9 protein-coding genes are annotated in these 12,848 nt (G+C 72.3%); 6 read left to right on the top strand and 3 right to left on the bottom strand.

Annotation, left to right across the window (positions count from 1 at the left end):
* Positions 1 to 102: 102 nt before the first annotated feature.
* Together ACZ6KF_RS06395 and ACZ6KF_RS06390 are read right to left on the bottom strand one after the other, a co-directional pair.
* The gene (locus tag ACZ6KF_RS06395; RefSeq protein ID WP_356627910.1) at positions 103 to 2,478 is read right to left on the bottom strand and encodes an MFS transporter; all 2,376 of its coding nucleotides are present in this window, start codon (positions 2,476 to 2,478) and stop codon (positions 103 to 105) included.
* A 104-nt stretch (positions 2,479 to 2,582) separates the two neighbouring features.
* Positions 2,583 to 3,029 carry an SRPBCC family protein gene (locus ACZ6KF_RS06390; RefSeq protein ID WP_469159881.1) on the bottom strand — a complete coding sequence of 149 codons (447 nt, stop codon included), beginning with the start codon at positions 3,027 to 3,029 and terminating at the stop codon, positions 2,583 to 2,585.
* Positions 3,030 to 3,168: 139 nt separating this feature from the next.
* Between ACZ6KF_RS06390 and ACZ6KF_RS06385 the strand changes: the two genes are divergently transcribed.
* The gene (locus tag ACZ6KF_RS06385) at positions 3,169 to 4,209 is read left to right on the top strand and encodes an Rv2578c family radical SAM protein (RefSeq protein WP_469237504.1); all 1,041 of its coding nucleotides are present in this window, start codon (positions 3,169 to 3,171) and stop codon (positions 4,207 to 4,209) included.
* A gap of 53 nt (positions 4,210 to 4,262) precedes the next feature.
* On the opposite strand, the gene ACZ6KF_RS06380 is transcribed toward ACZ6KF_RS06385, so the two are convergent.
* Positions 4,263 to 4,844, bottom strand: a complete 582-nt coding sequence (locus ACZ6KF_RS06380; RefSeq protein ID WP_356627907.1) for an adenylosuccinate lyase — start codon at positions 4,842 to 4,844, stop codon at positions 4,263 to 4,265.
* Between the two features lie 405 nt (positions 4,845 to 5,249).
* Here ACZ6KF_RS06380 and ACZ6KF_RS06375 point away from each other — a divergent pair, with 405 nt between their 5' ends.
* From ACZ6KF_RS06375 to ACZ6KF_RS06355, 5 genes are all read left to right on the top strand, one after another.
* Entirely contained in the window at positions 5,250 to 7,079 is a 1,830-nt protein-coding gene (locus ACZ6KF_RS06375; RefSeq protein ID WP_356627906.1) for a 3-hydroxyacyl-CoA dehydrogenase family protein, read from the top strand.
* 136 nt (positions 7,080 to 7,215) lie between these two features.
* The gene (locus ACZ6KF_RS06370) at positions 7,216 to 8,043 is read left to right on the top strand and encodes a TetR/AcrR family transcriptional regulator (RefSeq protein WP_469237502.1); all 828 of its coding nucleotides are present in this window, start codon (positions 7,216 to 7,218) and stop codon (positions 8,041 to 8,043) included.
* A gap of 379 nt (positions 8,044 to 8,422) precedes the next feature.
* Positions 8,423 to 9,766: a crotonyl-CoA carboxylase/reductase gene (gene ccrA, locus ACZ6KF_RS06365; protein ID WP_356627904.1), complete on the top strand. Its 1,344-nt coding sequence runs from the start codon at positions 8,423 to 8,425 to the stop codon at positions 9,764 to 9,766.
* 12 nt (positions 9,767 to 9,778) lie between these two features.
* Positions 9,779 to 11,827: a protein meaA gene (locus tag ACZ6KF_RS06360; protein ID WP_356627903.1), complete on the top strand. Its 2,049-nt coding sequence runs from the start codon at positions 9,779 to 9,781 to the stop codon at positions 11,825 to 11,827.
* Complete coding sequence (locus ACZ6KF_RS06355) at positions 11,824 to 12,843, top strand: HpcH/HpaI aldolase/citrate lyase family protein (RefSeq protein ID WP_356627902.1); 1,020 nt, start codon at positions 11,824 to 11,826, stop codon at positions 12,841 to 12,843. Before ACZ6KF_RS06360 ends, ACZ6KF_RS06355 begins: the two co-directional genes overlap by 4 nt.
* Positions 12,844 to 12,848: the final 5 nt, after the last annotated feature.

Here is a 12,848-nt window from a genome sequence, read left to right as displayed (position 1 = left end):
GTAGGGCGCGGTCCGTCACGATGTGCGGCAATCCGGGAATTCGTGCGACCGCTCCGCGCGGGGCGCACGCCCGCCCGCGCGGGGGGTCGCGGAGGGCCGGAGTCAGTCCTCGTGGCCCAGCTGGAGATCGCGTTCGGTGCGTCCGCCGCCCGCCACTTGCAGCACGGTGGCCACCGGCGGGTAGCCGGCGGCGATGACGGTGTACTCGCCGGAGGACAGGTCGACGAACCGGAACGTCCCGTCGGCGCCGGTGGTGAGGGTGTCGACGACGTTCCCGGCGGCGTCCAGCAGCGTCACGCGGGCGTCCTCCACGGGCCGGCCTCCGGTCGCCCGGACGGTGCCGCGCAGCACGGCGCCGCCGGCGAGTTCGACGTCCTGGCGGGTCTCGCGGGCGGCCTGGACGCTGACCGGCAGGGCCGCCGGGCGGAACGCGGGCGCGCTGGCGGCGAGGGTGTACTCCCCGGCGACCAGCTCGGTCATCACATAGCCGCCCTCGCGTCCGCTGCGGGTGGCGGCGACGACCTCGCCGTGCACGTTGGTGAGGGTGACGGTGGCGTCGCGCACGGGGCTGCCGTCGGCGGTGAGCACGCTGCCGGCGAGGCGTCCGGCGCCGCCGAGGACGACGTCCAGCTCGACGGGCCGCTCCCCGACGGTCACGGAGACCGCCTGCGGCTGGTGGCCGCCCGCCGCGGCGATGAGGACGTACGACCCGGCGCCCGGCGTCGACAGCGCGTAGCGGCCGTCCTCGCCGCTGGCGCCCCGCCCGATCTGCTGTCCGGCGACGTCGATGAGGGTGAGCGCCGCGCGGGGCACGACGGTGCCGTCGGGGTGCTGCACCGTGCCGCAGACCGGGACTCCGGCCGCGTAGGCCGCGCGGGCCTGCGGGATCGTGGCCGTGTCGGTGACGGGGGCGTTGTGGGACACCAGCGGTTTCTCCTTGAGGAAGAAGGCGAGGAACAGGCCGAGCGCCAGCACCGGGACGAGGTACAGGAAGATCCTCGGCATGGCGTCGGCGTAGGCCTGGATGTAGCCCTCGCGCAGCTCGGGGGGCAGCGCGTGGACGGCGGCGGGGGTGATGGACTGCGGGTCGGGCAGTCCGGCCCCGGCCGGCAGCCGGTCGTGCAGGGAGTCGGCGAGCCGGTCGGCGAGCAGGGAGCCGAACACGGCGGCGCCGACGCTGCCGCCGATCTGCCGGAAGTAGTTGGTGGCGCTGGTGGCCACGCCGAGGTCGGCGGGGCGCACGGAGTTCTGCACGGCGACGACGAGGACCGGCAGCACCATGCCGATGCCCGCGCCGAGGACGGCCATCCAGACGCTGTAGTGGAGCCGCGGGGTGTCGGGCTCCAGGCGGGACAGCAGCCACATGCCGAGCACGGACAGGGCGCCGCCGAGGATCGGGTGGGCGCGGTAGCGGCCGGTGTGGCTGATGAGCTGGCCCGAGACGATGGAGGTGACGACGATGCCGCCCATCATCGGCAGCATCAGCAGCCCGGACTCGGTGGCCGAGGCGCCCTCGACCATCTGGAGGTAGGTCGGCAGATAGCCGGCCGCGCCGAAGAGGGCGACGCCGACCACCAGACCGACCAGGCCGGTGACGTTGAAGACGGAGTCGCGGAACAGCCTCGGCGGGATGAGGGGTTCGGCGGCGAAGCGCTCGGCGGCCAGGAAGAGCAGCGTGGCGGCGAGCGCGCCCGCGCCGAGGCCGAGGATCGTCCGGGAGCCCCAGGCGTACTCGGTGCCGCCCCAACTCGTCAGCAGGACCAGGCAGGTCGAGGCCGCGGCGAGCAGCAGCGCGCCGAGGACGTCGAAGCGGGGCCGGACCGCGGGCCGGGGCAGTTTCAGCACGACGGCGACGACGGCCATGGTGAACAGGCCGAAGGGGACGTTGACGTAGAAGCACCAGCGCCACGACAGATGGTCGGTGAAGTAGCCGCCGAGCAGCGGTCCGGCGACGGAGGCGAGGCCGAAGGCGGCCCCGATCATGCCCATGAACCGGCCGCGGCGCCGGGGCGGCACGATGTCAGCGATGATCGCCTGGACGCCGATCATCAGCCCGCCCGCGCCGACGCCCTGCACCGCGCGGTAGGCGATCAGCTGGTCCATGGTCTGCGCGCGGCCGGCGAGCGCCGAGCCGACGACGAAGACGGCGATGGCGAACTGGAAGACGCCCTTGCGGCCGAGGAGGTCGCCGAGCTTGCCGTAGATCGGCAACCCGACGGTGGAGGTGAGCAGATAGGCGGTGATCGCCCACGACATCCGGTCCAGGCCGTGCAGTTCGCCGACGATCCGCGGCAGGGCGGTGGCGACGATCATCTGCTCCAGGGCCGCGAGGAGCAGCGCGAGCATCAGGCCGAGGAAGACCAACCGCACGCGGCGCGGGCCGAGTTCGGCGGTGGCCGCCGGGGGCGGCGGGGCCGCGGGCGGCGGCGAAGGCGCCGCCACGACCGGCTCGTCCTGCACCAGTGTCGTCCCGCCCACGTACCGCTCCCCTCGTCGCGCTGCCGCACATTTCCGCGTAAAGCGTCAACTGCGAGCAGGCGCGACGAGTTACGGCTGGGCCGGCTTCCGTGACGGGAGCCGGCCTACTTCTTCTCGACCTCGGCGGCCAGGTTGGCCAGCAGGGCGTCGTAGATCCGGGCGAGGCCCTTGGGGGCGAAGGTGCGCTCGAAGAAGCCGCCGATGCCGCCGGCGCCGTCCCAGGTGGTGGTGACGGCGACCCTCGATGCGCCCTCACCCGCCGGGGTGACCCGCCAGGTGGTGACCATGGAGGAGTTGCGGTCCTTCTCGATCAGCTCGCCGTCGCTCGGTTCGGTGACCTCCAGCAGGCAGTCGCGGACGCGCTTGCTGGTGGCCTGGAGCTTCCAGTGGACGAGGGTGCCCTCGCCGTCGCCGCCCTCGCGGACCTCGTACTCGCTGAACTGCTCCGGAAGGATCTTCCCGCGCGTCCCGCTGTAATCGGCGATGGCGTCGAACACATCCTCCGGACCCGCCGCGACGACCCGTTCCGTGCCGGCCTCGACCTGCGCCATTGCGTTCCTCCAGTAGCTGGTTCTCGGGGTTGACGGCAAGCCAACCACCCCACGGCCCGGCCGCCCAAATCACACGGTCGCGCGCACGATCAAGGGAACATGTGTTCTATTCTGAGGCCAGTGCTACCGAGGAGGCGTCATGCGCTGGGAGAACCTCTCACTGGAGGCGGGCGGCCGCGGCCCTGCGGACGCCGGGCTGTTCGGCGCGGACGCCGTGGTCACGCGGACGTTCGACGCCCCGGAGTTCCGGGGGATCACCTTCCACGAGGTGCGGGCGAGGTCGATCGTGAACCGGGTGCCGGGGGCGTCCCGGATGCCGTTCGAATGGACGGTGAACCCCTACCGGGGGTGCACGCACGCGTGCGTCTACTGCTTCGCCCGCAAGACGCACAGCTATCTGGACCTGGACACCGGGCTGGGCTTCGACTCGCAGATCGTGGTCAAGGTGAACGCGCCGGACCTGCTGCGCCGCCAGTTGTCCTCGCGCCGCTGGCAGGGCGAGCACATCGCGATGGGCACGAACGTCGACTGCTACCAGCGCGCCGAGGGCCGCTACCGCCTGATGCCGGGCATCCTGGCCGCCCTGCGCGACCACGCCAACCCGTTCTCCATCCTCACCAAGGGCACGCTCATCCTGCGCGACCTGGAGCTGCTGACCGAGGCGGCGCGGGTCACCGACGTCGGGATCTCGGTCTCGGTCGGCTTCACCGACCCGGAGCTGTGGCGCACGGTGGAGCCGGGCACGCCCGCGCCGGAGCGGCGGCTGGACGTCGTACGGACGCTGGGTGGGCACGGCATCGGGTGCGGGGTGCTGATGGCGCCGGTGATCCCGTTCCTGGGCGACCGTCCGGACCAGCTGCGGGCCACCGTGCGGGCGATCGCGCAGGCCGGGGCGACCTCGGTCACGCCGCTGGTGCTGCACTTGCGGCCGGGCGCCCGCGAGTGGTTCATGGCCTGGCTCGCGCGCGAGCACCCCTACCTGGTGGCGCGCTACGAGCGGCTGTACGCGGACGGCGCGTACGCCCCCAAGTGGTACCAGCGGCGGATCACCCGCCAGGTGCACGAACTGGCCCAGGAGTACGGCATCGGACCGGCCCGCGCGGGCATGCCCCGCCGCGTCCGCGAACCGGAGCCGCTCTCGACGGAGCCGGCGGAGCCGGTCCAGCTGTCCCTCCTCTGAGAGGGCCCGCGCTGGAGGACGACCGGCGTCGGCGCCGGGGCGGGGCAGCGGCCTCACCCGCGCCGCTGCCCCGGGATCCGCGCCAGCGCCCGTACCGCCGCCTCCGCCAGGGGCGGGTGGGCCAGGGCCTCGTTCAGCACGGGGACCGCCCGGGCGTCGCCGAGTTCGCCGAGGCCCTCCACGCAGGCGAGGGCGACACGGCGGTACGGGTCGTGGGGGCGCAGGCGGCGCTGCAGTGTGGTGATCAGGGCCGGGACGGATTCCGGGGCACCGAGCCGGACCAGGAGGCGGACCGGGTGCAGGGCGTAGGCGACGCGCAGTTCGTTGGTGGCGAGGGCGGCGGCGGCGCGGGCGGTGCGGGGGTCGCCGAGGCGGGCGAGGGCGTGGGCGGCGGAGGCGCAGCGGGGCGGGTCGCGGTGGTTGAGGAGCAGGACGAGCGACTCGAACGCCCGCCGGTCGCCGGCCAGGCCCAGCCGGAAGGCGGCCAGTTCCCGCGCCCACAGCGGCCGGCCCGGCTCGGTGAGCACCCGGGCCAGTGCGTCGAGGTCCCCGGTCGCCGTCAGCTCCGCGAACTCGGGCGGGGCGCCGGACTCCCGCCGTAAGCGCTCCGTGAGCGATCGCAACTCTTCGTCCATGTCCCGAGGGTACAAACGCTCCCGCGCGGAGGGATCCACATCACACAGACATCGCCGGGACGGGGGCTGGCGCGCTCGTTACCGGCGAGTTAAGCTCAGACGAGCGAGCCACCCGCTCGCACCCCCTCGCCACGGCCTGGTGACGCAGCCGTGGCGGGCGCAGTCGGTTCGGTACCCCGTGTACCGCAGTACGGCTCGGCTCCGGGACAGGGCCGGCCGGCATCACCGTTCGCCGGACGTGTGCGCGTCCGCGGCGACGGCTCCCGGGCGTGTGCGCCGGGGCCTGCGTGTCAGGCCCCTGACAGCCCGGCATCACCCGCAACCGCAGCTCCGCACGCACCCGGTGCGCCCCTTCGGCGCACCGGGGCGCGTTCCCAGTCGTCACCCTCATCCAGGAGTCCCGCGATGGCCGCTCCCCTGTCCCCTTCTTCTCCCGCTTCCCCCGCCCCCGCCTCCGGCTCGCCCCTGCGCACCGTCGCCGTCGTCGGCCTCGGCACCATGGGGACCGGCATCGCCGAGGTGCTGGCCAGGGCCGGCCGCGAGGTCGTCGGCATCGACATCAGCGAAGCCCAGGCCGCCCGGTGCGTCGCCGCGCTGGAGGCCGCGACGGCCCGCGCCGTCGAGCGGGGCCGCATGACCGAGCGGGAGCGGACCGCCGCCCTGGCCCGCGTCCGCACCTCCACCGACCTGCGGGCCGCCGCCGACGTCGACCTGGTCGTCGAGGTGGCCCCGGAGTCGTACGAGATCAAGCAGCAGATCTTCCGCGAGCTGGACGGCGTCGTCCGCCCGGAGACGATCCTGGCCACCGGCACCAACGCCCTGTCCGTCACCCGGCTCGCCGCGGACTCCGCGCGCCCGGAGCGGGTGCTGGGCCTGCACTTCTTCAATCCGGCCCCGGCGATGAAGCTGGTCGAGATCGTCTCGTCGGTGCTGACCGCGCCCAGTGCCGTCGACGCCGTCACCGGCCTCGCCCTCGACCTGGGCAAGGAGCCGGTCTCGGTCGGCGACCGGCCCGGATTCGTCGCCGACGGCCTGCTGTTCGGCTACCTCAACCAGGCCGCCGCGATGTACGAGTCCCGGTACGCCTCCCGCGAGGACATCGACGCGGCGATGCGGCTGGGGTGCGGGCTGCCGATGGGCCCCCTCGCGCTGCTCGACCTGGTCGGCATCGACACCGCCCGCACCGTCCTGGACGCCCTGTACGCCGAGTCCCGCGACCGGTTGCACGCCCCCGCGCCGATCCTCAAGCAGCTCAGCGAGGCGGGCCTGACGGGCCGCAAGGCCGGCCGCGGCTTCTACACCTACGACGCCCCCGGCGGCGCCGCCGTCGTGCCGGACGCCCTGACCCCGGCCGGGGACGGCGAGCGGGCGCCCGGCCGCCCGGTGCGCTCCGTCGGCGTGGCCGGCTCGGGGACCATGGCCTCCGGCATCGCCGAGGTGTTCGCCAAGGCGGGCTACGACGTCGTGCTCGCCGCCCGCAGCGAGGAGAAGGCACAGGCCGCCAGGGCCCGGATCGGCGCCTCGCTGGCCCGCTCGGTCGACAAGGGCCGTATGACTGCGGAGGCCGCGGCGCAGACCCTGGAGCGGATCGTCCCGGCGGGCTCCTACGACGCCTTCGCCGACGTCGACCTGGCCGTCGAGGCCGTCGCCGAGGACCTGGACGTCAAGCGGCAGCTGTTCGCCGCGCTGGACAAGGTCTGCAAGCCCGGCGCGGTCCTGGCCACGACGACCTCCTCGCTGCCCGTGGTCGCCTGCGCCCGCGCCACCTCGCGCCCGCAGGACGTGATCGGCATGCACTTCTTCAACCCGGCCCCGGCGATGAAGCTGGTCGAGGTCGTCCGCACGGTGCTGACGGCCGACGACGTCCACGCCACCGTCCGCGAGGTCTGCGGCCGCATCCGCAAGCACCCCGTCGACTGCGGCGACCGGGCCGGGTTCATCGTGAACGCGCTGCTGTTCCCGTACCTCAACAACGCGATCAAGATGGTCCAGGACCACTACGCGTCCCTGGACGACATCGACGCCGCGATGAAACTGGGCGGGGGCTATCCGATGGGTCCCTTCGAGCTGCTGGACGTGGTCGGTCTGGACGTCTCGCTGGCCATCGAGAAGGTCCTGCACAGCGAGTTCCGCGAGCCGGGCCTGGCCCCCGCGCCGCTGCTGGAGCACCTGGTGGCCGCCGGCTGCCTCGGCCGCAAGACGGGGCGCGGCTTCCGCGAGTATGCCCGCCGCTGACCGTCCGGGTGACTGGTTCCGCAGGGACGCGGACTGGGGCGGACTGCTCGGCCCCGCCGGCGCTCCCCCGCCCTCCCCGGGCGGGGGAAGTGCCGGGCCCGCGCGCCGAACTGCGCACATGCAGTACGTTCGGGTCATGTCCCAGCCCGCCAAGTCCTCACGTACACCAGCCACGCCCGACGCACCGGAGAGCGCCGCGGGCAACCGCGCGGCGGCCCAGCGGCTGAAAATGCGCCGGGAACTGGCCGCCGCGGCGATGGAGCTGTTCGCGACCAAGGGCTACGAGGCGACCACCGTCGACGAGATCGCGGCCCGCGCCGGGGTGGCCCGGCGCACCTTCTTCCGCCACTTCCGCTCCAAGGAGGAGGCGATCTTCCCGGACCACGACGACACCCTGGTCCGGGCGGAGGCGGTGCTCAACGCCGCGCCCGCGCACGAGCATCCGCTCGACACGGTGTGCCGCGGCATCAAGGAAGTCATGAAGATGTACGCGGGACGCCCGGAGATCTCCGTCGCCCGCTACAAGCTGACCCGCGAGGTGCCCACCCTGCGGGAGGCGGAGATCGCGTCGGTGGCCCGCTACGAGCGGCTGTTCACCCGCTATCTGCTCGGCCACTTCGACGAGCACGCCCACGACGACGACGCCAACGACGACCCGCTGCTCGCCGAGGTCGCCGCCTCCGCCGTGGTCACCGCCCACAATCACGTGCTGCGGCGCTGGCTGCGGGCCGGCGGCCAGGGGGACGTGGAGGCGCAGCTGGACCACGCCTTCGCGATCGTCCGCAGGACGTTCGGCGCCGGGATAGGCGTCGGCCGCACCTCGGCGCCCAAGCCGCCGTCCGGCCCGGCGTCCGGCCCGGCGTCGATCTCCGCGCAGGGCGAGGTGCTGGTGGCCGTGGCCCGCACGGACGCCCCGCTGGCCGAGGTCATGCGCACGATCGAGCAGGCGCTGAAAGAGCGCTGAGTCACCCTCCCGCTGTGATGACGGCCACCCGCCCGGGTGGCCGTTTTGGCATGTCAGAGGCGCTTTTCGCCCGGCTCCGGCGGGCCGTTCGATCGATCATCGCTCATATGTCGCGTAAAGATTTCATCTGAGAGGAATTTCTGGCACCCAGTGCCTTGCGAGGTGTCACGGGGTGCCATACGTTGAGGGTGTCCGGGCTGTCCCCGCGGGACCGTCTCGTCCCGCGCGCCCGGACGCCTGCGTCACAGGCACCCTCCCGCGCCACAAAGCGCCGCCCACCGCACCACCCGCCGAACCGACGGCACACCCACACCCTCAGCAGCACCGACGCAACCCTCAGCGCCCTTCCCTCGGGGCGCTCACCGCCGGAGGCAACACCGTGACCGTGAAGGACATCCTGGCCGCGATCCAGTCGCCCGACTCCACGCCGGCCGACTTCGCCGCCCTGCCGCTGCCCGAGTCGTACCGCGCGATCACCGTGCACAAGGACGAGACCGAGATGTTCGCGGGCCTCGAGACCCGCGACAAGGACCCGCGCAAGTCGCTCCACCTGGACGAGGTGCCGCTGCCCGAACTGGGCCCCGGCGAGGCGCTGGTGGCCGTCATGGCCTCCTCGGTCAACTACAACTCGGTGTGGACGTCGATCTTCGAGCCGCTGTCGACCTTCGGCTTCCTGGAGCGCTACGGCCGCACCAGCGAGCTGGCCAAGCGCCACGACCTGCCGTACCACATCATCGGCTCCGACCTCGCGGGCGTCGTGCTGCGCACCGGGCCGGGCGTGAACTCCTGGAAGCCCGGCGACGAGGTCGTCGCGCACTGCCTCTCCGTCGAGCTGGAGTCCAGCGACGGCCACAACGACACCATGCTCGACCCGGAGCAGCGGATCTGGGGCTTCGAGACCAACTTCGGCGGCCTCGCCGAGATCGCGCTCGTAAAGTCCAACCAGCTGATGCCCAAGCCGGACCACCTGTCGTGGGAGGAGGCGGCGGCCCCGGGCCTGGTCAACTCCACCGCGTACCGCCAGCTGGTCTCGCGCAACGGCGCCGGCATGAAGCAGGGCGACAACGTCCTGATCTGGGGCGCGAGCGGCGGACTGGGCTCGTACGCCACGCAGTTCGCGCTGGCCGGCGGCGCCAACCCGATCTGTGTCGTCTCCAGCCCCCGGAAGGCGGAGATCTGCCGCTCGATGGGCGCCGAGGCGATCATCGACCGCAGCGCCGAGGGCTACAGGTTCTGGAAGGACGAGCGGACCCAGGACCCCAGGGAGTGGAAGCGCTTCGGAAAGCGCATCCGCGAACTCACCGGCGGCGAGGACATCGACATCGTCTTCGAGCACCCCGGCCGCGAGACCTTCGGCGCCTCCGTCTACGTCACCCGCAAGGGCGGCACCATCACCACCTGCGCCTCCACCTCGGGCTACATGCACGAGTACGACAACCGCTACCTGTGGATGTCGCTGAAGCGCATCATCGGCTCCCACTTCGCCAACTACCGCGAGGCATGGGAGGCCAACCGCCTCATCGCGAAGGGCAGGATCCACCCCACCCTGTCGAAGGTGTACGCCCTGGAGGACACCGGCCAGGCCGCGCACGACGTCCACCGCAACGTCCACCAGGGCAAGGTCGGAGTGCTCTGCCTCGCCCCCGAGGAGGGCCTCGGCGTGCGCGACCACGAGAAGCGGGCGCGCCACATCGACGCCATCAACCGCTTCCGGAACATCTGAGGACGGGCACGGATGTCAGAGCGTCAGACTGCGCAGGCGCCGAGGGAAAGGGACCGGCCGTGGCTCATGCGCACGTACGCCGGCCACTCCACGGCCGAGGCGTCCAACGAGCTGTACCGGCGCAACCTCGCCAAGGGCCAGACGGGTCTGTCGGTGGCGTTCGACCTGCCGACGCAGACCGGCTACGACTCCGACCACGTCCTCGCCCGCGGCGAGGTCGGCCGGGTCGGCGTGCCGGTCGCCCACCTCGGTGACATGCGCCGGCTGTTCCAGGACATCCCCCTGGAGCGGATGAACACCTCGATGACCATCAACGCCACGGCGATGTGGCTGCTGGCGCTCTACCAGGTCGTCGCGGAGGAGCAGGGCGCGGACATCACCCGGCTCCAGGGGACCACCCAGAACGACATCGTCAAGGAGTACCTGTCCCGCGGCACGCACGTCTTCCCGCCGGGGCCGAGCCTCCGTCTGACGACGGACATGATCGCGTACACGGTCTCCCACCTGCCGAAGTGGAACCCGATCAACATCTGCAGCTACCACCTGCAGGAGGCGGGCGCCACTCCGGTGCAGGAGATCGCGTACGCGATGTCCACCGCGATCGCCGTCCTCGACGCCGTGCGCGACAGTGGGCAGGTGCCCGAGGAGCGCATGGGCGACGTCGTCGGCCGCATGTCCTTCTTCGTGAACGCGGGCGTGCGGTTCGTCGAGGAGATGTGCAAGATGCGTGCCTTCGGCCGCATCTGGGACCGCATCACCCGCGAGCGGTACGGCATCCAGGACCCCAGACACCGCCGCTTCCGCTACGGCGTCCAGGTCAACTCCCTCGGTCTGACCGAGGCGCAGCCGGAGAACAACGTCCAGCGGATCGTGCTGGAGATGCTCGCCGTCACCCTCTCCAAGGACGCCCGCGCGCGGGCCGTGCAGCTGCCCGCCTGGAACGAGGCGCTGGGCCTGCCCCGGCCCTGGGACCAGCAGTGGAGCCTGCGCATCCAGCAGGTCCTCGCCCACGAGAGCGACCTGCTGGAGTACGACGACATCTTCGAGGGCTCGAAGGTGATCGAGGCGAAGGTGGCCCAGCTGGTCGAGGAGTCGCTCGCGGAGATCGACCGCATCCAGGAGATGGGCGGCGCGATGGCCGCCGTCGAGTCCGGCTACCTCAAGTCGCAGCTCGTCGCCTCGCACGCCGAGCGCCGGGCGCGGATCGAGTCGGGCGAGGAGAAGATCGTCGGCGTCAACATCTTCGAGACCACCGAGCCGAACCCGCTCACGGCCGACCTGGACACCGCGATCCAGACGGTCGACCCGGCGGTCGAGGCCCGCGTCGTCGCCTCGCTGCGGCACTGGCGGGACACCCGCTACCAGCCGCCCTTCAACCACCCGCGCCCGTGCAAGGCGCTGGAACGGCTGAAGGAGGCCGCGAAGGGCACCGACAACCTCATGGAGGCCACCCTGGAGTGCGCCCGGGCCGGCGTGACGACCGGCGAGTGGGCCGGGGCGCTGCGCGAGGTGTTCGGCGAGTACCGCGCCCCGACGGGAGTGTCGTCCGCGCCGGTCGCGGTCGCCGCCGAGGAGGGCACCGCGATGGCGCGGGTCCGCCGGAAGGTGGAGCTGACCGCGCGGGACCTCGGCGTCGGCAAGCTGCGCTTCCTGGTGGGCAAGCCGGGCCTGGACGGCCACTCCAACGGCGCCGAGCAGATCGCGGTGCGCGCGCGGGACGCCGGCTTCGAGGTGGTCTACCAGGGCATCCGGCTCACCCCGGAGCAGATCGTGGACGCGGCCCTGGCCGAGGACGTCCACGCGGTGGGCCTGTCCGTCCTCTCCGGGTCGCACGCCCAGCTGGTCCCGGACGTGCTGGAGCGGCTGCGTGTGGCCGGTGCCACAGACATACCGGTGATCGCCGGTGGCATCATCCCGAACGGTGACGCCGAGCAGCTGCGGGCCGCCGGAGTGGCCGCGGTCTTCACCCCGAAGGACTTCGACATCACCGGGATCATCGGCCGCATCGTCGACGAGATCCGGACAGCACACGAGCTCGACCCCCTGGAGGTCCCCGCATGACCGCCCGCCCGTCTCCCACCACCACCCTTTCAGCGAGCGGCTCCGCCGCCCCCCTTCCCCGTGTCGACCGCCTTCGCCCGCGGCGCTCCTGCCTGGCGGTGCCGGGCTCGAACCCGCGCTTCCTGGAGAAGGCCCAGGGCCTCCCGGCGGACCAGGTCTTCCTGGACCTGGAGGACGCCTGCGCCCCCCTCGCCAAGCCGGAGGCGCGGCACACCATCGTGAAGTTCCTCAACGAGGGCGACTGGACCGGCAAGACCCGCGTCGTGCGCGTCAACGACTGGACCACCGAATGGACGTACCGCGACGTCGTCACGGTCGTCGAGGGCGCGGGACCGAACCTCGACTGCATCATGCTGCCGAAGGTGCAGAACGCCCAGCAGGTCGTCGCCCTCGACCTGCTCCTCACCCAGATCGAGAAGACGATGGGGTTCGAGGTCGGCCGCATCGGCATCGAGGCGCAGATCGAGAACGCGCAGGGCCTGAACAACGTCAACGAGATCGCCCAGGCCTCCCCGCGCCTGGAGACGATCATCTTCGGCCCGGCCGACTTCATGGCCTCCATCAACATGAAGTCCCTGGTCGTGGGCGAACAGCCGCCCGGCTACCCGGCGGACGCCTACCACTACATCCTGATGAAGATCCTGATGGCCGCCCGCGCCAACGACCTCCAGGCGATCGACGGCCCCTACCTGCAGATCCGCAACGTCGACGGCTACCGCGCGGTCGCCCGGCGCGCCGCCGCGCTCGGCTTCGACGGCAAGTGGGTGCTGCACCCGGGCCAGGTCGAGGCGTCCAACGAGATCTTCTCGCCGTCGCAGGAGGACTACGACCACGCCGAGCTGATCCTGGACGCGTACGACTACTACACGTCCGAGGCGGGCGGCAAGAAGGGCTCCGCGATGCTCGGCGACGAGATGATCGACGAGGCCAGCCGCAAGATGGCCCTGGTCGTCGCGGGCAAGGGACGCGCCGCCGGCATGAAGCGCACCAGCACGTTCGAGATCCCGGAGGCCTGAGCGCG

This window comes from Streptomyces sp. NPDC046379, from assembly GCF_055587785.1.
This window is presented reverse-complemented; position numbering and strand designations above follow the sequence as displayed.